Annotated in this window: 24 protein-coding genes; 22 read left to right on the top strand and 2 right to left on the bottom strand. The window is 42.3% G+C overall.

The annotated features are described in order from the left end of the window. Positions 1-19 precede the first annotated feature (19 nt). The 8 genes from HUW51_RS19280 to HUW51_RS19245 all read left to right on the top strand — a co-directional run bounded on the left by HUW51_RS19280 (position 20) and on the right by HUW51_RS19245 (position 5223). Positions 20-289 (top strand): hypothetical protein, encoded by a 270-nt coding sequence (locus HUW51_RS19280; protein ID WP_185271261.1) that lies wholly within the window; start codon positions 20-22, stop codon positions 287-289. Positions 290-447: 158 nt separating this feature from the next. Beyond that, positions 448-834 (top strand): hypothetical protein, encoded by a 387-nt coding sequence (locus HUW51_RS19275; RefSeq protein ID WP_185271260.1) that lies wholly within the window; start codon positions 448-450, stop codon positions 832-834. 86 nt (positions 835-920) lie between these two features. Further along, complete coding sequence (locus HUW51_RS19270; protein ID WP_185271259.1) at positions 921-1946, top strand: hypothetical protein; 1026 nt, start codon at positions 921-923, stop codon at positions 1944-1946. 115 nt (positions 1947-2061) lie between these two features. Further along, positions 2062-2496 carry a VOC family protein gene (locus HUW51_RS19265; RefSeq protein ID WP_185271258.1) on the top strand — a complete coding sequence of 145 codons (435 nt, stop codon included), beginning with the start codon at positions 2062-2064 and terminating at the stop codon, positions 2494-2496. Positions 2497-2727: 231 nt separating this feature from the next. Then, positions 2728-2910, top strand: a complete 183-nt coding sequence (locus tag HUW51_RS19260) for a hypothetical protein (RefSeq protein WP_185271257.1) — start codon at positions 2728-2730, stop codon at positions 2908-2910. 206 nt (positions 2911-3116) lie between these two features. After that, positions 3117-3809, top strand: coding sequence for a helix-turn-helix transcriptional regulator (locus tag HUW51_RS19255; protein ID WP_185274590.1), 693 nt, complete (start codon positions 3117-3119; stop codon positions 3807-3809). 75 nt (positions 3810-3884) lie between these two features. Then, entirely contained in the window at positions 3885-4277 is a 393-nt protein-coding gene (locus HUW51_RS19250) for a RidA family protein (protein WP_185271256.1), read from the top strand. Positions 4278-4683: 406 nt separating this feature from the next. Further along, the gene (locus HUW51_RS19245) at positions 4684-5223 is read left to right on the top strand and encodes a hypothetical protein (protein ID WP_185271255.1); all 540 of its coding nucleotides are present in this window, start codon (positions 4684-4686) and stop codon (positions 5221-5223) included. 55 nt (positions 5224-5278) lie between these two features. On the opposite strand, the gene HUW51_RS19240 is transcribed toward HUW51_RS19245, so the two are convergent. Beyond that, complete coding sequence (locus tag HUW51_RS19240) at positions 5279-6382, bottom strand: acyltransferase family protein (RefSeq protein WP_228466746.1); 1104 nt, start codon at positions 6380-6382, stop codon at positions 5279-5281. Between the two features lie 383 nt (positions 6383-6765). Here HUW51_RS19240 and HUW51_RS19235 point away from each other — a divergent pair, with 383 nt between their 5' ends. The 13 genes from HUW51_RS19235 to HUW51_RS19180 all read left to right on the top strand — a co-directional run bounded on the left by HUW51_RS19235 (position 6766) and on the right by HUW51_RS19180 (position 15939). Beyond that, positions 6766-7161 carry a putative quinol monooxygenase gene (locus HUW51_RS19235; protein WP_228466744.1) on the top strand — a complete coding sequence of 132 codons (396 nt, stop codon included), beginning with the start codon at positions 6766-6768 and terminating at the stop codon, positions 7159-7161. 198 nt (positions 7162-7359) lie between these two features. Then, positions 7360-8007, top strand: a complete 648-nt coding sequence (locus tag HUW51_RS19230) for a trimeric intracellular cation channel family protein (protein ID WP_185271254.1) — start codon at positions 7360-7362, stop codon at positions 8005-8007. Positions 8008-8044: 37 nt separating this feature from the next. Beyond that, complete coding sequence (locus tag HUW51_RS19225) at positions 8045-8515, top strand: SRPBCC family protein (RefSeq protein ID WP_185271253.1); 471 nt, start codon at positions 8045-8047, stop codon at positions 8513-8515. A 178-nt stretch (positions 8516-8693) separates the two neighbouring features. After that, on the top strand, positions 8694-9020 hold the full coding sequence (locus HUW51_RS19220; RefSeq protein WP_185271252.1) for a DMT family transporter: 327 nt from the start codon (positions 8694-8696) through the stop codon (positions 9018-9020). A 92-nt stretch (positions 9021-9112) separates the two neighbouring features. Beyond that, a complete protein-coding gene (locus HUW51_RS19215; protein WP_185271251.1) occupies positions 9113-9628 on the top strand; it encodes a GNAT family N-acetyltransferase in 516 nt (171 codons plus the stop codon). Between the two features lie 261 nt (positions 9629-9889). Continuing rightward, a complete protein-coding gene (locus tag HUW51_RS19210) occupies positions 9890-11287 on the top strand; it encodes a DUF1593 domain-containing protein (RefSeq protein WP_185271250.1) in 1398 nt (465 codons plus the stop codon). 208 nt (positions 11288-11495) lie between these two features. Beyond that, positions 11496-12071: a DUF4256 domain-containing protein gene (locus tag HUW51_RS19205; protein ID WP_185271249.1), complete on the top strand. Its 576-nt coding sequence runs from the start codon at positions 11496-11498 to the stop codon at positions 12069-12071. A gap of 20 nt (positions 12072-12091) precedes the next feature. Further along, entirely contained in the window at positions 12092-12619 is a 528-nt protein-coding gene (locus HUW51_RS19200; protein ID WP_185271248.1) for an AAA family ATPase, read from the top strand. Between the two features lie 214 nt (positions 12620-12833). Then, the gene (locus HUW51_RS19195) at positions 12834-13655 is read left to right on the top strand and encodes an alpha/beta fold hydrolase (RefSeq protein ID WP_185271247.1); all 822 of its coding nucleotides are present in this window, start codon (positions 12834-12836) and stop codon (positions 13653-13655) included. A 115-nt stretch (positions 13656-13770) separates the two neighbouring features. Continuing rightward, positions 13771-14127, top strand: a complete 357-nt coding sequence (locus tag HUW51_RS19190; protein WP_185271246.1) for a bleomycin resistance protein — start codon at positions 13771-13773, stop codon at positions 14125-14127. Positions 14128-14246: 119 nt separating this feature from the next. After that, complete coding sequence (locus HUW51_RS24640) at positions 14247-14576, top strand: hypothetical protein (protein ID WP_228466742.1); 330 nt, start codon at positions 14247-14249, stop codon at positions 14574-14576. A gap of 18 nt (positions 14577-14594) precedes the next feature. Then, positions 14595-15407, top strand: a complete 813-nt coding sequence (locus HUW51_RS19185; protein ID WP_228466740.1) for a DUF3179 domain-containing (seleno)protein — start codon at positions 14595-14597, stop codon at positions 15405-15407. Positions 15408-15465: 58 nt separating this feature from the next. Further along, positions 15466-15939 (top strand): GyrI-like domain-containing protein, encoded by a 474-nt coding sequence (locus HUW51_RS19180; protein ID WP_185271245.1) that lies wholly within the window; start codon positions 15466-15468, stop codon positions 15937-15939. 152 nt (positions 15940-16091) lie between these two features. Here the strand turns inward: HUW51_RS19180 and HUW51_RS19175 are convergent, their stop codons facing one another. Beyond that, positions 16092-17441 (bottom strand): NAD(P)/FAD-dependent oxidoreductase, encoded by a 1350-nt coding sequence (locus HUW51_RS19175; RefSeq protein WP_185271244.1) that lies wholly within the window; start codon positions 17439-17441, stop codon positions 16092-16094. A gap of 591 nt (positions 17442-18032) precedes the next feature. Here HUW51_RS19175 and glgX point away from each other — a divergent pair. Continuing rightward, the gene (gene glgX, locus HUW51_RS19170) at positions 18033-20177 is read left to right on the top strand and encodes a glycogen debranching protein GlgX (protein WP_185271243.1); all 2145 of its coding nucleotides are present in this window, start codon (positions 18033-18035) and stop codon (positions 20175-20177) included. Positions 20178-20282: the final 105 nt, after the last annotated feature.

Genomic DNA, 20282 nt, shown 5'->3' with positions numbered 1-20282 from the left:
TGTAAGAGGAATTAAAAATTTGAAGAAATATACCAAGGATTTTCTTATTGCAGCTCACGACAAAAGCTCTTCACATAAAAAAGAAATAATGGAGAGTGAGCAATGTGTATGCTTCTATTGCCAAGGAATCTATTCACCGACTGAAATTGTGGAATGGATTAACGAAAATAATGGAGGAGAAACAGCAGTTTGCCCCAAATGTGGTATTGATTCGGTATTAGGTTCAAAGTCAGGCTTACCAATTACTGATAAAGAATTTATAGAAGAAATGACTGAATACTTTTTCTGAGTTGATATTCAATTCATCAATGTAGAAAAAAAGTAAAACTCAATCAGGTAACACAGCACAGGCATCATGTTCGGCTATCGCCTCACCCGTTGCCTGTCCGAGACCGTTAGGCCATAATTAAAAAGAAACAGATTAAATTGTTATTTGTAATTACTTTCTTGTTTAACCTGCTTCCTAATGATTTAGGATGTTCAAAATTTAATCGTACATCTCATGTAAAGAAAGCTTTAGGATTCAATCAGATTAAAGACATAATTGAAGTTTGTAAAGCTGACTCTACTTTTGAGCAAACTATTCACTATAGGCAGAAAAGCCTTAAATCAACAAAATTAGTAAGAACAGAGGTTAAAAAAGGGAAATGGCAGATAAGGAAAGATACATTAATGCTAACTTGGTTATCTAATGAAGCTGGTGAAATTACTCATACATACTTAATTAAAAAGAATAAATTAACCTACTTCCATTACGACCCTAAAAATCATAGGGGCGGTGCCTTAAGTAAATATAATTGGAAATTATCTGAAGGAAGTAATTCATTGGAGTAAAGAAAAATCATTGCCTAATAATGTATATACAAAATCCTTGTTTCACTTTGGGTTTTGCATATACGTGGCCCGTTGTACAAAATTGAATGATACTCTTTGATCGAATAAATAACCCTGCCTTTTTAGACACTCACTCAATTGAGTCAGATTTGAGTGAAGGTAAAACTGTTGTCATCCAATTTTCAGAAAAAGTCTATGATGATAAGATTCTCGCTGATCTTAATATGCTGTGTGCAAAGAATAATGAATTACTAGAGGTTAGATTCTATGGGCACTATGAAGATAAAGGACGCTTTGACTGCAAAATTCTTGAAAAGCTTCCTGAGGTAAAGTCTCTGTACATGGATTGCCTTTATCATGTGGAGAACCTGTCTTCCCTAACTAAACTTAAGCATCTTCATACACTGAGCATAGGCTTCTATGAGCTGAGAGAATCTGAACTTCTAAATTCAGACAACTTGAAGTCATTACAAAAGCTATTGCTTTTTGACACAAGGAGTAAAGCTCTAAAACTAAAGTATCTAGAAGATTACCAAAAACTTAATTACTTAATTTGCTGCGGTCACACCAAAAACATTGAAGCACTTGGAGAACTTAGCAATTTGGAGGAACTGTCACTTAACTCCATAAGTAAAGCACCTATCGGCTTTGTAAATAAATTAAAAAAGTTGAAGATACTTAAGTTAATATTAGGAGGCAGAAGCAATATAAATGAAATAGAAGAAAACGACATGGAAGAACTTGAAATTATAAGAGTAAGAGGCTTTACTGAGATAAATAACATTGCATCCTTCAGAAAGCTAAAGAAGCTCCAAATAGAGGACCTAATTCAATTAAATGAACTAGTATTTGAAAAGCCTCTTCAACATCTAGAAGAACTAGCTATTTTAAATTGTAAGTCTTTTTCACTTTTGGATGGGTTAGACAAAACAGAAAGCCTCAGAAAGCTATGGATTTATAAAACTAATCTTGACTTTGACAACTTAATCAATAAGTGCCTACCGAAATCACTGAACACATTCGGTTTTTATACTTCAAAAGTAAAAGTAGATAAAGAAATACAAAGCAGAATTAAGTCATTAGGTTATCTTAATAGATTAGAAAAGGCATAAGAACAACTTTGTACAATAACACCTTTACGGTAGCAACGCCATCGCAAATCCTTAATGTGCCATCAGATAAAGCGGACTCACTAAATATAAAATAGTAGATTTAAGAACAATATATATGGCAACAGTTAACACCTATTTATATTTTAATGGGAATTGTGAAAAAGCCTTTAACTTTTATAAATCTGTTTTTAAGAAAGAATTCAAATTTATTGGACGTTATAAAGATGTGCCTGCAGATGCAAGACAGAATTTCCCGCATTGCAAAGATGAACATATTATGCATATAGGACTACCTATTAGTAATGAAACAATTATAATGGGAGCCGACATTATTGATGTCAAACGACAAGAAAATAGTGCAGCTAGATACTTCTCGCTTTATATTAATACTGAAAGTAAAGAAGAAGCTGATAGGTTGTTTGATTCGTTCTCAAAAGAAGGAGAAATAAAACTTCCTATTTCTGAGCAATTTTGGGGTTCTTATTATGGAATCTGCGTGGATAAATTTGGTATTAACTGGAAAATTAGTTTCAGTTTGCAAACTACTTAAACAAAAAAAGATTGTACAATGGGCAGTGGCTATAAGGTATCTACGCCACCTTATAGCTACTGCCCATTGTGTGTAATAGCAAGAAGCTCCGGACAAATGACTACAGAATTATCACCAGAAGAATTCCAATCGACCTTTGGGATATCGATGCATGATGTGACCATAACTGCAGAACCTGTAACTGAAATCTGGCCCTACGTTGAGTGTTTAAAGAATTATGGAGTAGTTCAAATGATAGTATACGACCAAGAACTTGTGGAAAAAGTGTACCGAAGTTGTGAGAATACCTACGACCATGTATTGTTGCCAACCGAAAACCAAAATACTTTTATAGTAATCGTAATTGACCTATTAGCTAAGAATATCAGAGGGCATTATATACTTAACTTAGATCGGGAATACGAGTTAAAATAAAAGCAGCAGCATATAACAGCAGTAATTGTTGCACAACTCAGCAGTCCGCAAGAGACTTAATTAATCCTTTTTTACTTTTTCCGTTTCTACAGTTGTAAGTGGCCAAGGGAATTGCTGATATTACCCATGTTGTATAACTTGCACATTGCTTTACCCATTGGAACGGCGTCCCCGAGTTTATGGAAAAAGTTAATGAAAATGAAAAAATGAACGAGCAGGATACCAAACGACTTTCCCGGCTGGCTGCCATTCTCACGCAACTGCAAACCAAACGTCTACTAACCGCGACAAATCTGGCAGCTAAATTTAAGGTAAGCGTCAGAACCATTTACCGCGACATCCGGGCTTTGGAACAAGCCGGGGTTCCGGTTATTACCGAAGAAGGGAAAGGCTATACCTTAATGGAAGGGTATAAAATTCCGCCCATCATGTTTTCTGAAAAACAAGCGAATGCCTTAATTCTGGCCGAACAATTAGTTTTAAAAAATAAAGACGCCTCGTTTATTAATGATTATACCGAAGCCATTGACAAAATAAAAGCGGTACTGCGGCAAGCAGAGAAAGACAAAGCAAATTTACTAGCCGATCGTACCCGTTTTGCACAAAACCTTAACCGGGAAAGAAGCAGCAACCATCTTTCGCAGCTACAATACGCCCTCACCAATTTTTACCTGATACAAATTGATTATTGCAACGAACAAGGCAAAACCACCAGCCGCAGCATTGAGCCCTTTGCCCTAATCAGCACTACCGAAAATTGGCTTTTAATCGCTTACTGCCGTTTACGGGCGGAGTTTAGATACTTCCGCTTAGATCGAATAACCAAGATGCAAATGCTTTCAGAGAAGTTTGCGCCCCACCCTATGACTTTACAGGAATTTTTTGAAAAATATCATTAGCCTCTTCTAACCCCTGACATAAGGCTGTCCTGGCCCTGCTCCATCTTTGCCTTGTTAATTTTAAAGCAACATAAAATGGAAAAACAAACATTCGACCCTTGGGCCTGGGGTAAAAACACTAATTCGGTACAGGCAGTGGAAGTAAAGAACGTAAGCGCCACCCTTTACTGTTCGGGGCAAGTAGCCCTGGCCGCAAACGGCACCCCAAGCAACGCCGATATGCGTTCGCAGCTCCTGCAAACCATTGCCAATCTGGAACAACTCATTCATGAATCGGGATTTGCCTGTAAAAATATCGTCCGGCTAAATGTATTTACCACCTCTACCCAGGAGTTTTTTACTACCTGTATGGATATTTACGTACCTTTTCTTCAACGGCACCAAATTCAGCAGGCTACTACTTTACTGGAAGTAAAAGGACTTTTTGCCAACTTAACCGTAGAACTGGAAGCCACCGTAGTAAAGTAAATGCCGCAAAAAAGCGGTGTAATTACTTAATCTTACAAGCCGTACAAATTGGCGAAAATGGTTAGCGATAACCAGTTTTTAAACAAGCTGTACGGCTTATTTTTTATTACCAGATTTTAAATTTTTTAAATTTTAGCTTTGAGAAGACAACCCGCAACTCCCGCCAGCTTGTAGCTGGTGGGTATTTATAAAGGTAAGTTTTCAACTTCCGGCCAGTTAAAACTGGCCACTATAGACTGCTCCCTTTGCACTGCGTTAAATTGGAAGCAGTATATCAGCAACTTTAACCTGATTACTCCTGGCAAAAGCATGGAATAAGTGCTACTGGTAAATCACAAATTCAAAACAGGTGCTATTTTTAAAATTTTTAACTTTGCAGAGATAACGTAAAAGAAAACAGTAACAAATGGAAGTACTTCTGGAGAAAGAAAATTATACATTTATTCTGGATAAGCAGTTTGATTATAAGTACCTCGCTCCTATTGGCAGATATGTGCAGTGGAAACTAGAGCACCAGCATTGGGATGATTATAACGAGCTCTACCACGCCACCCGACTGGTCGAAAATCTGCTGAGAAATCCGGAGGTTTGGATTGACTCGCATGCTATTTTAAAAAATAATGCTCCGGCCGGAGTTATTTTAATGGTAGGTGGTAAAATTAAAAAGCTGGAAGATAAATACCCGATTATAAACGAGGACCAGTCCTTATTGTTAAAATATTTCCATATCCAGGATAAAGGACAAGGCCTTGGGAGCTTTTGGTTAAATTCAATAATCCTCCCTTATTATCGAGCCTTAGAATTTAAAGAAATATACGTGAATTCGAGTCACCCCCATTCTTTTGGGTTTTACCGGCGCATTGGTTCTTTGATTAATACGTACCAACAACCCAGTGATAACAACCGCTATACACGGGAAGGCAGTTGTTTTAAGGTAAACCTTTAAATCGGAAATTTTTAAAAATTTAAAATCATGCAACAGGTGCATCACCCTGTTTTTTTTAGCGCCATTTTTTAGATAGGTAGCGCCTTACTGGAATGTCGTAAAACTTCATTACTACATAGGCAAAAATTACCAGCACAATAACAGCCGGTACAATAATGTACGGTAAATCGCTGAGCGGCGGCTTTTTGGTGGTAAAGTAGTTGCCATAAACCCAGAGAAAGGCGTAATGCGTCATGTAAAGTGGGTAAGATATATTACCGGAAAACTGGCAAACTTTTTTCCATTGCCCCGATAAGGTGGAGCCGGCTCCCAGCGCCACCAGTAAGGGGAAATAAAAAATTACTACCAAAGCTTCCGTCAGCCAGTTGTACTTAGAACCAGGCATCAGAAAGGCTAATAACAACAAAATTGCCAATCCCCCGAAACCCAGCCGGTTTTTAATAATCCAATTGGAGCGGAACAAAAACAAACCCGCTAAAAAAGAATAAGCCACCCGGGCACCACCGTCCAGGAAAGTATCTTTCGACCAGCCACCCAGCAAATTGCCGGCCTGGTAACTCACCACACAAAGTGCCACCGCCGCCAGCATGGTTAACCCACCCAAAGCCCTACGGCTGAAGCGATGCAGAATAATGGCGTAAAAAATGTTGGCTACGTATTCGTAAAACAACGACCAGGAAGGCGCATTCAATCCAAAAAGGTTAAAAGCGCGGTCGGGCATTACCGGAAAAGGAATCAAAAAAACGGAGCAGGCAAACAGCAAAGCTAATCGGCCAAAGTCGTAAGTAATGGGAGCGGCAAAAGGATCGAACAGCAACGCCACTAACCCCAAAACAGAACCCAGCACCACTAATGGGTGCAACCGGATTAGCCTGGCCTTAAAAAAAGCCCACATCCCCAGTTTGCCCAAACGGTCGTCGTATGCGTAACCAATTACAAAACCCGACAAGCAAAAGAAAAAATCGACGGCTAAAAAACCATGACCAATAATGTTTTGGTTGATATCCGTAAAAACCCATTCCATAAAATGGAAAATAACCACTGCCAGAGCGGCAACCCCTCTTAATCCATCCAGAATATCAAAATGCTGTTTTGTTTTTACAAGGCTTGCGCTTGGTTTTACGTCGTTCATTAATTTTGCATCAAAGTGAACTGCCACCTCAGGAGCCGCTAAACTTAAGGCTTTTTTAGTGGCAAAAGATGCGGCAAAGTAAGCGTTAAAATAATAAAAATTGAAGCTTTGGCCGGCCTGTTTCCTTTGGGCAAAATTTTAAAAATAAAGCAATCACGAATAAGCAAACAGTAATAAGTTAGCTTACAGATAATTACAATTTTACTTCATATTAAGCGGGCAGCTCGTTTTCTGTTTTAACTATAAGTTTATTTGCTTGTTCAGATGAGGGTAAGAAACCAGATGCATGCTGTTAGAAATAAAGTTTTCTCAGTTAAACTATCTGGCATAGGTCTAAGCGGTAAGTAGCCGATTAAATTTTTACTACCTCCGGGTAAGGTGGTGATGCAAAATCTTAAAATTTAAAAATTATGAAGCGTTTAATTGGTGTTTTGTTTCTGCTGTTTTCTGCTGTCCAGGCCTTTGCCCAGCAAAAAGAAATGCTCATCCGCATAGCCGAGGTAGAGATTGCGGCCGATTACCTGAATGCGTATAAAAAAATCTTGCAGGAAGAAGCGGAAGCCACGGTGCGTTTAGAACCAGGCGTAATTACTATTTTTCCGATGTACCAGAAAGAAAACCTAAACCACATTAGAATCTTAGAAATTTACGCCAACCAAGAAGCGTATGCGGCTCATTTAAAAACCCCGCATTTCCTGAAATATAAAACCTCCACTCAAAAAATGGTAAAATCGCTGAAACTAGTAGATATGCAAGCCTTGGATGCTGACCTAATGAATAAAATATTTTTAAAACTAAAACTATAAATCAAAGCAGGCTGGTTGTGGCCAGGTTACGTTACCCCGTTACATACCTTGTTACGAACTACGGCCAACCTGCCAGATTAACTTATAGTGCAAAAAAGATACAAACAGGCAGCTATCAACTATCAAATCGTTTACCTTCGCTTAGTTCCAGAAATCAGATTTACTTGTAATTAGCTGCTTTTTTAAAAATTTTAAATCTTGGATATAAATTTTACAACTATTATTGAAGTGTTAGGCACCTTTGCCTTTGCCATTAGCGGCATCCGGTTTGCTTCCGGCAAACAGATTGACTGGTTTGGCGCTTATATTATTGGTTTGGTAACGGCCATTGGCGGGGGCACTGCCCGCGATTTGTTATTAGATATAACCCCTTTTTGGATGCAGGACGGTAAATATTTTGTAACCACCGGCTTTGCCCTACTGGCTACGCTGCTTTTTAAAAATCAGGTATTTAAATGGAGCAGCACCTTATTTTTATTTGATTCCGTTGGGCTTGGCTTATTTACCATCGTGGGCATCAGCAAAAGTCTGGATGCCGATTTACCTTTTTGGGTTTGTATTATTATGGGCACCATTACGGGCACCCTGGGCGGGGTAGTGCGGGATATTTTGTTAAACGAAGTGCCCCTGCTTTTCCGGAAAGACATTTACGCCCTGGGCTGCATTGCCGGTGGCGTTGTTTATTTTATCTGTTACAGCTTTAAACTTCCGGTTGGTTTAACCGAATTAATGGCCGCGGTAACCATAATTGTAATCCGGGTAATTGCGCTTAAATTCCATATCCATTTACCGGTTTTAGGTTCTATTTCGCCCAAAGCAGAAAAAGCAGAAGATAAAGATAGGTAACTTATTTCCTTGCCTTTGGTTTAACCTTTCGCCCCTTATGAAAAACCACGATGTATTTGATTTAACCGCCACCATAGAAATTGCTAAAAACCCGGAAATAGTTTTTAAGTACCTGGCTGATTACACCAACGACTGTAAATGGCGTCAGGAAATTAACCGGGTAGAAATCAACATCGGTACGGTAGCCCCAGGAAGTTTAATTATCGAAGATTCTTTTTTGTCGCGGCGGGTGCCGCATTATATTTCTAAATTACAGTGTCAGGAATTTTGGGAAAACCACCGGATAGTAAGCGAAACCATTCAAGAAAACCTTTTCTGGGCCAAAAACACCCGGGTAGTAGAGCCACTTCCGAATAAGGCCATCAAAGTAACGTACCAACTGCAATTCGACCAAAGCATCGTAAAACATGGCCTGGGTTTTCAGTTGCCTAAAATCCTGGTAAAATTTTACACGCTGGTTACCATGAAAAAGTACTTACGCGTGCTCCGCAAAAACTTAGAAATTTAAAAAAACTACTATCGACCCCGGAAAATAAATTCGATTGCCGCAACTAAACAACTGATTTTAGAAAATTTACCCGCATAAGAGTAAGTCAAAACCGTACCGAAACTTAGAAAATGGCTTAGCCGATAGTATTTGTTATTTGCTGCTTCGGGATAAATCCTGAACTTTACTCAAAAAAAGCATGAACTGGATTATCTTAATTATTGCGGGCTTGTTTGAAGTTGCTTTTGCGTCTTGTTTAGGCAAAGCCAAAGAAACTACCGGCACCGAAATGTATGCGTGGTACGGCGGCTTTTTAGTTTCGCTTACCGCCAGCATGTTATTGCTCATGAAAGCCACCCAAACCTTACCCATCGGAACTGCTTACGCCGTCTGGACCGGCATTGGCGCCGTTGGTACGGCCATTATCGGTATTTTGGTTTTTAAAGAACCCGCGCATTTCTGGCGAATTTTCTTTTTAATTACTTTAATCGGCTCTATTATCGGCTTAAAGTCAGTTTCGCATTAACTGGTTTTTTATTTTTTAAAAATTTTAATTTTCGGCAGCCTTACCTGAGCCTTGCGTACGCTGCCACTTCCTCAAAACTCAAGTAAAATTTTATGGCACCCTATCAATTCCGCCAAGCCAACCCAACGGATTTGCCGCTAATCTGGGAAATTCTGCAACAAGCCATTATGCGCCGGAAAGCAGATGGCAGCAACCAATGGCAAGACGGCTACCCCAACCCGGCAGTTATTCAAAAAGACATTGAACAAGGCCATGGGTTTGTTTTAATCGAAAAAGATACTGTTGTTGGTTACAGCGCAGTAATAATTAACCACGAACCCGCCTATGCGGCCATCGAAGGTAAATGGCTGACAAATGCTGATTTTGTGGTGGTGCACCGGGTGGCCATCGCCGTGACGCATCTGGGTAAAGGCTTAGCTCAAAAAATATTGGAGTATGTAGCAGATTTTACCCGCCAAAACCACATCTATAGCATTAAAGCCGACACTAATTTTGACAATCCGGCCATGATAAAAGTTTTTGAAAAACTGGGCTATTCTTACTGCGGCGAAGTCTATTTCCGGGGTAGCCCCCGCAAAGCTTACGAAAAGGTTTTAACTTATAAATAATCTAAAATAGCCAGGATTGCCCCATACTTTCTATCGCATTCAGTAGCGCCCTTCTCCAGCGGCTCCTCATCAACTTTTACCGGTATAAAACCGGGCTGCAATATTATAAAAGGTAGCAGCCAATTCCCGGAGTAGAAACTAAGCTATTTTCTTCTATTTTCGGGTTTGCAAAGGCCGGCTTTAGGCGCTGCAGCCAGGGCGAACTTTGCTTTTAAACTAACTCCTGGGTTCTGGTAGTTTTATTTACTCACTCCAATAAACATGAATAAAATCTGCTTACTGTTTTTGCTTTTTTACGGAATTACGTCGTTTGGTCAGGCCCAAAATACCGGTTCCCGGCCCCGGGTTTTTGTTTTTACGGATGTAAATAACGAACCCGACGATGAAGAATCTCTGGTCCGGTTTTTAGTTTACAGTAACGAGTATGATATAGAAGGACTAGTGGCTCATACTTCTTGTTGGCTGAAAAAAGGAATTCGGGAAGACTTAATCCGGAAACAAGTGGCGGCTTACGGCTTGGTGCGCCCCAACTTAGCGAAACATGCCAGCGGCTTCCCCACCCAACAAGCTCTGGAAGCGGTAATCTCGTCGGGGCAGCCGGAATACGGGATGGCCGCTACGGGCAAAGGAAAATCTACGCCTGGTTCGCGGTTGTTAATAAAAGCGGCTCAAAAACAAGATAACCGGCCTTTATGGGTGCTGCTGTGGGGCGGGGCCAACACCTTAGCCCAAGCTTTACAAGATGCCCGCGAAGAACTATCGGCGGCCGAGCTAAACCAACTCATCGCCAAATTAAGAGTGTATTCCATCTCGGACCAAGACGATGCCGGGGCCTGGCTTCGCCAAGAATTTCCCGCTTTATTTTACATCGCCGATCCATCTAAACAAGATCATTTAAGCTATTATGCATCTACCTGGAACGGTATTTCCGGAGACCAGGAAAATAATACCGGCGTTAATTACTTTTTTAATTTAGTAGACAATTCCTGGTTAGAACAAAATATCAGTAAAAATCATGGTCCGCTCGGAGCGCTTTACCCGCCTTTAACGGTTATTATGGAAGGCGATACGCCGTCTTTTCTGGGGTTAATCAACAATGGTTTAGGTTGGGCCGAAAGTCCGGCTTTTGGAGGTTGGGGCGGTCGTTACCATTTGTATCAGCCCCACGGCGAAACCCGGCCTTTATGGACCAGCAATTTACTGAGTCGCGACACTTTTGAATACGAACCCGGCAAAAAGTTCACTTCAAACGGTACCACCATCTGGCGCTGGCGCGATCATTTTCAATATGATTTTGCTGCCCGCATGGACTGGTGCGTAGCCGATAGTTACAAAAAAGCCAATCATAACCCCAACTTGGTAGTAAATAACGACCAGACTAAAAAAGTGCTTTATATAAATGCCAGCGGCCGTAAAAAAATAACCTTATCGGCGGCGGGCACCAAAGACCCCGACGGTCAGCCAGTAAACCTGAAATGGTGGATTTATCCGGAAGCCGGAACCGTACAAAACGCCACTTTAACAATCACCCAGGGCGAAACTACCGAGGTAGATTTATCCGGGGTAAAAGGCTCCGGAACCGTGCACGTTATCTTACAAGGCAACGATAATGGCAGCCCTAATTTATACGCCTATCGTCGGGTCGTAATTACATTATAAGTTTAGATTGAAGAGAATTTTTAAATTTTTCATTTTCTGAAAGCACCAGATCTGTAAAATTTAACCTGGCTTTATTTGCTAAACCGGAATAAATTTTAAATTTTTAAAAATTGGCCATTTATCAAATTACTGCTTCTCCGGAATTATTGGTGATAATTAGCCAAATTATAGAAGTAGCGGTCAATTGTCCCTTAAAACCTATAAAACTATGATTAACCTAAACCCTGATGCTAAAGAGTTGTCGCTGGAACAACAGGAAGAACTGCTGCAAACTTTACAAGTGCGCTTTGAAAAAAACAAAAACCGCCATCCCGCTATAGCTTGGGCAGAGGTACAAGCCCGAATTGAAAATAAACCCGAAAAATTGTGGTCGCTGTACGCTATGGAAGAAACCGGCGGTGAACCGGACGTGGTGGGTTATGATGCCGAAGGACAAGAATATCTGTTTTACGATTGTTCCCCCGAAAGTCCCAAAGGCCGCCGCAGTTTGTGTTACGATTTAGCCAGTTGGGAATCCAGGAAGCAATTTAAACCCGAGAACAATGCTATGAATATGGCTGCTGAACTGGGCATTGAACTATTAACCGAAGAACAATACCGCGAATTACAGCAACTAGGCCATTTCGATACCAAAACCTCGAGTTGGATAAAAACCCCGGCTGCCATCCGAAAGTTAGGCGGTGCCTTGTTTTGTGATCGCCGGTACAACCAGGTTTTTGTATACCACAACGGCGCCGAATCGTATTACGCCGCTCGTGGCTTCCGGGGCTCTTTAAGAGTTTAAACTTAGTTTAAAGTGAATACATGGAAGAAGCCCGGAACCAAACCATTTACTTTATAACCGGTGCTTCGGGGGTGGGCAAAACCACGTTGGTGCACCTGCTCCGGGAGAAATACCATAACCAGCCGTGGTCGTTTTTTCATTTCGATTCCGGGGGTGTTCCGTCGCTGGCGCAAATGGAAAAAGAATACGGCTCGCCCGCGGCCTGGCAAAAAGCCAAAACCCTGGAGTGGATTCATTTACTGGTGCAGGATGGTGTTAGCACCAAAATCTTTATGGAAGGCCAAACCAATCCGCAGTTTATTCAGGAAGGATTTGCCCAACAAAATTTTAAAAATTTTAAAATTATTCTCCTGGACTGCCCCGCCCCAGAAGTAAAACAAAGGCTTACTATCCGGAGAAACCAACCCGAACTTTTTACCCCACACCTGGTAAACTGGCTTAACTACCTCCGTGCGCAGGCCCGCGAACAGCAAATCCCCATTATCGAAACCCAGCACCTGACGCCCCCACAACTCCTGGCTGCTTTCGAAAAAGTAATAGCGCTGTAAAGTTTACCAAAGTCTTGTCTCTACCCGCGTACTTAAAAAGGTTTCTTTAAAAAAAAACCATTTTCTAAGTACGCTGTTATTTTACCTGCTTGTTAACTCCATATAACTTATTATCATACAGTTGTAGCACCTGCTTAATTATTTCTTTATAATTACTCAGACTTACCATTTACTACCTTTACCCAATTTAAACGAACCTTATTATTTAAAAACTATGAGTAAAATAACCGTAGCCGACGGCACCGAAATTTTTTACAAAGACTGGGGTACCGGTCAACCTATATTTTTCCACCATGGCTGGCCTTTGTCCGGCGACGACTGGGATGCACAAATGATGTTTTTTCTGAATCAGGGCTACCGCGTAATTGCCCACGACCGCCGCGGACACGGCCGCTCCTCCCAAACGCCTAATGGCCACGACATGGATACCTATGCCGCCGACGTAGCCGAACTTACCAAAGCCCTGGATTTAAAAAATGCCATTCACGTGGGCCACTCCACGGGTGGCGGCGAGGTTATCCGCTACGTAGCCAAACATGGCCAAGGCCGGGTAGCCAAAGCCGTATTGATTAGTGCTGTTACGCCCATCATGGTGCAAACCGAAAATAATCCGGATGGTATTCCGCTTTCGGTTTTTGATGAGATTCGGGAAGGCACCGCAACCCGGCGGCCACAGTATTTTCAGGATTTTACCATGGCTTTTTACGGATTTAACCGCGAAGGAGCCCAAGTATCGCAGGGCATCCGGGACAACTGGTGGCGCCAGGGCATGATGGGTGCCGTAAAAGCCCACTACGATTGCGTAAAAGTATTCTCGGAAACTGATTTTACCGATGATTTAAAAAGCGTGGAAATTCCGGTATTGGTAATGCACGGCGAAGACGACCAGATAGTACCGTTTGAACTGACCGGCGCAAAAGCCGTGAAGTTGCTTAAAAATGGCAAGCTTATCTCATACCCCGGTTTTCCGCACGGCATGCCCACCACCGAAGCCGCTACCATCAACGCCGATTTGCTGGAATTTTTCCGGTCGTAGCTGTTACCCTTAGTTTCTTCTACCCTTTTGTAAAAGCTGTTGCTGTAACCGGCAACAGCTTTTATGTAAACACAATTTTTAAAAATTTTCGTTTTCGCCGAGTAAGCACCACAGCATGATTTCGAAAGTAATACCCAAACTGCCTTTTATTGATAAACAACAAACCCTTGCCTTTTACGTAGATCAATTAGGCTTTCAGTTGCAGTCTGATTACGGCGATTACCTGATTATCGACTTGCATGAAGTAGAACTGCATTTTTTTGCTTACCCAAACCTAGAACCCGCCAAATCTGATTTTATGATTTACCTGCGCGTAGATACCGCCATTGAAAAATTGTACCAGCAAATCCAAACAGCCGGCGTTCTCATACACCCGAATGGTTCGCTGAAACGGAAGCTCTGGCATCAAAAAGAATTTTCTGTTATCGACCCGAACGGCACTTTATTAACTTTTGGACAAGCTGCTGTTTAAGGGTAATATGGGTAACAAAACCTTGTAGAAACAAATCACAAATACGCTTAAATTTTTATTATATTTAAAAAGAACTAAGCCAAAACCGCTTAATGGATGCACCTCAGTAATTGTTGTTTATGAAAAAACTGTTTTACGCCAGCGTGCTGGGCTTCATCTTATTCGAAATTGCCAACATCTACTTTATTATGCCTATGCCGGGTAGTCAGCAGATGAACAGCATTGATTTGGCTTACCAGCTTTACTCCTGGCGTTGGTTCATCCGGGGCTTATTTTTGGCGGGCATGCTGGTTGGTTTCAGGAAAACGTGGTTGACTTACCGGTATTTTACCATATTCGCTTTAGTGGTGGTGGCGGGCATCGCGTACCTGGCAAATTTTAATATGGCCGCCGATGCAATGTTTTTACCAACCACCCATCTAACCATGGTGCCGGCCACTGCCAATTAAGTAAAATCCGAAAGGCTGGTGTTGGGAATTAGTGTTCAAAACCAGGCACGCGCTTACCCCATTCAATATTTAGGTTACCACCACCAGGTACTGGACTCAGTGAATAATAAACCCATTATGGTTACCTATTGCACGGTTTGCCGCTCGGGCCGCGTGTTTGAACCTATCGTAAACGGAAAACACGAACAATTCCGGCTCGTGGGTATGGATCATTTTAATGCTATGTTCGAAGATAAGACTACCGGCAGTTGGTGGCGCCAGGCTACCGGCGAAGCTATCGCGGGTAAACTAAAAGGTCAAAAACTGCCGGAAGTAGCCAGTGCGCAGGTAACATTAGCCGAATGGTTAAAGCTGTACCCCCAAAGTTTAATTATGCAACCCGACAAAACTTTTACCGCCGAGTACGATAGTTTAAGCAATTACGAAACTGGTAAACGCAAGGGCTCCCTTACTCGCCGCGATACATTGTCGTGGCAACCCAAGTCGTGGGTGGTGGGTGTAACCTTGGGTCCAGCCAGCAAAGCTTACGACTGGAATACCTTACGGAAAGAACGCATTATTTACGATGAGTTAGATCAAAAACCCATTGCCGTAATTTTGGGAGATGATGACCAGAGTTTTACTGCCTTGCAACGAACCAACAAAAATCAAAAATTTACTTTAACCGGTAATATCTTATATGATTCGTTTAATCAATACCATTTACTAGGCACTGCGCTTAACCCGGTAGTTCCTGCTTTACCTAAACTAAACGCTTACCAGGAGTATTGGCACAGTTGGCAATCTTTTCATCCGGAAACCAAAAAATACGAAGAAACTATATCCCGCTAAACCGGATATTGCCCGGCAACCTCGCCCAAAACAGATTTTTTAAAATTATTAATTTCAAATGTACCTCCGAAATGAATGGCTCCCGGAAAAGTTTATGCTGGAAAAATCCCGCCGAATGACTTTTTCAGAAAACCAAACCCCGGAACTATGGCGCTCCTTCATGCCCCTCCGGGGGCAAATTAAAAACAAAGCCAACGCTAATTTATATTCGGTGGAAGAATACGATCCTGGCTTTTTTGCCGCGTTCAACCCAAAAAAAGCTTTTATTAAATGGGCGGCTCAGGAAGTTGTTAGTTTATTGGATGTGCCCTCCGGTTTAGAAACTTTAATTATACCTGCCGGACTATACGCTGTTTTTCTACACCGCGGATCAGCCAGTACTGGTGCCGAAACCTACGCGTTTATTTTCAACCATTGGCTTCCTGCGTCCGGTTATCAATTAGACCAGCGGCCACATCTGGCAATTATGGGTGAAAAGTATAAAAACGAAGACCCTAATTCGGAAGAAGAAATTTGGATTCCGGTAAAATAGAAATTTTTAAAAATTAAATTCTTTGCAAGCGCCACACTGCGGTGCTATCAGATTTGATTACTTGCTGATTAATTGCATGGCCTAATTTGGAAAACTTGAGCTAGAGATTTATTAAACCTGATTCCAGCTAAAAATTTGAAATTTAAGCCCGATTAACCAACCGCCTTTTCTGTTACCGCTTCTACCGGAATGTTTTCTTTGGGTTTTCCCAGAATCAGGCGGATGCCTTTGTCGTAAGTAAAATAACTGCCAATCCAGTTAACCAGCACAAACAAGCGGTTCCGGAAACCAATAATGGAAATCAGGTGAATAAAAGCCCAGATAAACCAGGCAACAAACCCTTGGGTTTTAATTTCTTTTTTAAAAATTTTTAAATCCGCTACGGCCTGGTTGCGGCCAATGGTGGCCATGGCACCTTTATCGTGGTAATGAAAGGGGTGCAAAGGCTGGTTTTTTATTAGCCTTTTTAAATTTTCGCCGAGCAATTTGCCTTGCTGCATGGCGGGTTGCGCCAGCATGGGATGACCTTCAGGGTGATCCGGGGTAACTATCGCGGCAATATCGCCAATGGCAAAAATGTTCTGGTAACCGGTTATACGGTTGTATTCGTCGGTTTGCAGGCGGTTGCCGCGCAGTAAACTTTCTTTGCGCAGTCCGGCTATGGGCGCGCCAGTTACACCGGCTGCCCAGATTAAAGTTCGGGTAATTAAGGTATCGCCATTGTCCAGGGTTACGGTATAGCCATCGTATGCTTTTACCTTGCGGTTAAACAAAATTTTTACGCCGAAGCTTTCCAGGTATTCCCGGGCTTTCTGAGAAGCTTCCGCCGACATGCCTTTGAGCAACAAATCGCCGCTTTGAATCAAATGAATGTCCATTTTTATAAAATCCAACTCTTTGTAATCCCTCGGGAAAACGTGTTTGCGCAACTCACTCAATGCACCAGCGAGTTCTACGCCAGTAGGTCCGCCCCCCACGATTACGTAGTCCATTAAACTGTTTAGTTGCTCGTCGTCGTCTATTTGCAGTGCTTTTTCAAAATTGCTCAAAATAGTGTTGCGCAGCGCCAAAGCATCCTGAATGTTTTTAATGGAAATGGCGTTTTTCTGAATTACTTCGTCGCCGTAAAAATTAGTGGTAGCTCCGGTGGCAATTACCAAATAATCATAGCGCAGCAAACCAATCGACGTTTCTACCATTTGGTTTACCGTATCTACGGATTGCACTTCGGCCAGCCGGAAATAAAAATTCTGCTGCTCATCAAAAATTTTCCGGAAAGGGTAAATAATGGAATCGGCTTCTACGGCGGCGGTGCCCACCTGGTACAACAAAGGCTGAAACGTATGAAAATTTTGCTTATCAATTAAGATTACCTGCAGTTCGGTGCCGCGTAAAGCTTTTACCAATTCCAGGCCGGCAAAGCCGCCGCCCACAATTACTACCCGCGGTTGCCCCGTTTCGGCTATTTTGGCATTTCTTGAATTATCTATAATGGTAGCCATGCATGCGCTCAATTAAACTATTCTGCCTTGTTTCTTTTGTTTGTTTTCCAAAAAATGGGTACTGCTTTCTTTACTTCCAAGATGGGTTAAAAGTTTTGCTAAGTCATTTTACCCAGTACCGCGCTGGTTTACTCTTAATTTTTAAATATTTTAAGTTAGCCGCAGTTTTTGTTTATTAAGAATCAATGATTGGTTAAGACGCTTGTGCTCCGGTTTGCAGCCCGCTCATTTTTTAAAATTTAAATGAAAAGCCTTAATCAAGCTAGCTCCTACCTGTTGTAAGGTATAAAGTTAAAGCCGTATAAATACGCAATGTTCCTGAAAACGGCTCATTAAATACGGAATTTCACCGCTTTCGCTAAGCTTTGCCGTTGCCGGATTATATTTTACGTACAAGACGTATTTTAACGCCAATACTATTTTTTAGTAAGTTTTGGGTGTATTCTCTTGATCCTGAAGTGCTAAAACTTTATAGAGATACGCCGGTTACCGGACAGTTTGACCATTTTACAATTTTATACGTACACGCTTTCCAAGGTCTAATTTGTTCATCTAAACCAAAGCCGATATACTTATTTGTACTAACCATTTATGATTAAAAATCCTGTTGTGTATCCCGGAAAACCGTATCCTTTAGGTGCTACCTGGGACGGGGAAGGGGTTAATTTTGCCCTGTACGCCGAAAACGCCACCGGCGTGGAACTATGCTTATTCGATAACGATACCGATCCGTCGGAAAGTTTAATTATTTTAATTGCCGAACGCACCCACCAGGTGTGGCACGCGTATCTGCCCTGGGCTAAACCGGGCCAGTTGTATGGTTACCGGGTACACGGTCCTTTCGACCCGATGAATGGCCACCGTTTTAATCCGAATAAAGTTTTGATTGATCCGTACGCCAAAGCCATTTCGGGTACCATTCAGTGGCACGACGCCATGTTTGGTTACGATTTACACGCCGAAGATCAGGAAAACCGCGATTTAAGTTTTAACGATCAGGACAACGCCGCCTATATTCCCAAGTCGGTAGTAATTGATCCGGCTTTTAACTGGGACGGCGATGCGCCTCCGCGTACTCCGTACCATAAATCGATTATCTACGAAACCCACGTAAAGGGTTTTACCATGATGCACCCGGCCATTCCCGAAGAAATCCGGGGTACGTACGCAGCGCTGGTGCACCCGGTAACCATTCAATATCTAACATCCCTAGGCATTACGGCCATTGAGTTAATGCCGGTTCACCATTTCGTGAACGACAGTATTTTACAGGACAAAGGCTTATCGAACTACTGGGGCTACAATACCATCGGCTTTTTTGCACCGGATGTGCGCTACTCCAGCAGCGGCACCTTGGGCGAGCAGGTCTCCGAATTTAAAAATATGGTGAAGGAGTTCCACAAAGCCGGCATCGAGGTTATTCTGGATGTGGTTTACAACCATACCGCCGAAGGCAACCACTTAGGGCCAACTTTATCGTTCCGGGGGATAGACAATGCGGCGTATTACCGTTTAATCCAGGAAGATAAACGGTATTACATGGATTATACCGGCACGGGTAATACCTTAAACGCCATGCTACCCAGTGTGCTCCGTTTAATTATGGACAGTCTGCGGTATTGGATTACCGAAATGCACGTAGATGGTTTCCGGTTTGATTTGGCTTCGGCGTTGGCCCGGGAGCTGCACGACGTAGACCGCCTGGGTTCTTTCTTTGATATTATTCACCAGGACCCAGTTATTTCCCAAGTGAAATTAATTGCCGAACCCTGGGATATTGGCGAAGGCGGCTACCAGGTAGGTAAATTCCCGCCGGGCTGGACCGAGTGGAACGGCAAGTACCGCGACTGCATGCGCGATTTCTGGCGCGGCGAAAAAGCCATGTTGCCCGAATTTGCCAACCGTTTAACCGGCAGCTCCGATTTATACCTCGACGATTACCGCCGGCCTACCGCCAGCATTAACTTTATTACGGCCCACGACGGTTTTACCCTGAACGACCTGGTTTCTTATAACGAGAAACACAACATGGCCAACGGCGAAAACAACAACGACGGCGAAGATCATAACCGTTCCTGGAATTGCGGCGTGGAAGGACCAACGGATGATGAGTGGGTAAACACGCTCCGCAACCGGCAAAAACGCAACTTTTTAACAACTTTGTTTTTATCGCAAGGGGTACCCATGCTGGTAGCCGGCGATGAAATTAGCCGTACGCAAAACGGGAACAACAACGCGTATTGCCAGGATAACGAAATTTCGTGGCTCAACTGGGACAAAGCCGACGTGGAATTACTCAACTTTACCCGCAAGCTGATTCACCTGCGCAAAAACCACCCGATTTTCCGGCGGCGCCGTTGGTTCCAGGGCCAGCCTATTAAAGGTATAGGCGTGGAAGATATTGCCTGGTTTTTACCCGATGGTTCTGAAATGAACGAAGATCATTGGAACCAGGATTTTGCTAAATCATTAGCCGTTTACTTTAGCGGGGTTGGTTTGCACTCCAAAGGGCCTAAAGGCGAACACGTTTTCGACGATTCGTTCTACATTATTTTTAACGCCTCCGATATTCCCCTGGACTTTAAGTTACCGATTAAAAAATACGGCGATAAATGGACCAAAATTCTGGACACCAGCTTAAATCAGGTAGATGAACCTACCGACGTATATAAAGACGAAGACTTGGTTCATGTTGATTCACGTGCCATCGTGTTGTTACAACATCCGATTATTTAGTCCATAGTTGATGGTTCACAGAATACATCAAGGGGTACCTGGCTCAAAAATTTAAAATTTTAAATATTTACTCTAATCAGTTATATGTAGTCCATGGTCCGTCGA

Source organism: Adhaeribacter swui, assembly GCF_014217805.1.
In the GTDB taxonomy this organism is placed as follows: Bacteria; Bacteroidota; Bacteroidia; order Cytophagales; family Hymenobacteraceae; genus Adhaeribacter; species Adhaeribacter swui.
This window is presented reverse-complemented; position numbering and strand designations above follow the sequence as displayed.